The following is an 871-nucleotide window of genomic DNA, read 5'->3' as shown; positions in this document are numbered from 1 at the left end:
GCCGGCTTCTTCTTGCTTGGCATAGATGCTCCTTTCCAACATGCTATGCCTCAAACACAAAATTCCTGACAGGCTCTAGCGAGTCGACTTCTACATTGTCCGTCCGCATGCCAGTTGCGGTCTCATACCGCCAGCAAGGTTTGCCTCGCTGCATCGCCAGCAAGCTGACGACGCAGCCCGCATGACCCCGAAAACTCAGCGGTCAAATCCGTCTACCCGCGGAAATGCTCCAAACCAGTGGTACAAAAAATTGGGATAGGTCAGAGTCAACCCAATCCGCCCCAAGGTCGGAGGCGGGATTGATCAGCCCTTCTCTAAAGCTGGAACTTCCGATGGAATTCGGAAATAGCTGATGGCCTGAATCAAATCGGCAGCCTGACTGCGCAATTGATCTGAGGTTACCGTGATACCACCGACCATGGCCCGATTTTGCTGAGCGCTGTCATCTATTCGGTCAATCTCAGATGTAACGTATTCAATACTATTCAGCTGCTCTTGGCTGATGGTAATGATTTTTTGAATCATTGCCACCACGTTCTCAATCTTTTGCACAACCTGCTCAATGTTGCCGCCTGCTTCGACAACCTGTTGGGCTCCTCGTGCAGTGGTATCTACGCTGTTCGAAATAAGTTGCTTGATCTCCCTTGCGGCCTGAGCACTGCGCTGCGCCAGAGCGCGAACCTCACTGGCAACGACGGCGAAACCGCGACCGGCTTCTCCGGCTCGGGCCGCTTCGACGGCGGCGTTCAGTGCGAGAATATTGGTTTGAAAAGCTATTCCATCGATGACCTGAAGGCGGAGTCAATAATCAAGTGCAACACCCCTGATCTGCCTTGCACGTGACCCTGCCACCGCCTCATGGGAACCCGTT

General features: G+C 53.4%; 1 protein-coding gene. It reads right to left on the bottom strand.

Features of this window, described 5'->3' with window-relative positions; all coding sequences use genetic code 11:
• Nucleotides 1-303: 303 nt before the first annotated feature.
• On the bottom strand, nucleotides 304-750 hold the full coding sequence (locus ACK4TH_RS12405; RefSeq protein ID WP_409626895.1) for a methyl-accepting chemotaxis protein: 447 nt from the start codon (nucleotides 748-750) through the stop codon (nucleotides 304-306).
• Nucleotides 751-871 lie beyond the last annotated feature (121 nt).

The organism is Tepidimonas sp., from assembly GCF_046292505.1.
In the GTDB taxonomy this organism is placed as follows: Bacteria; Pseudomonadota; Gammaproteobacteria; order Burkholderiales; family Burkholderiaceae_C; genus Tepidimonas.
Note: the sequence above shows the minus strand (reverse complement) of the source record. Positions and strands in the feature narration are given on the sequence as shown.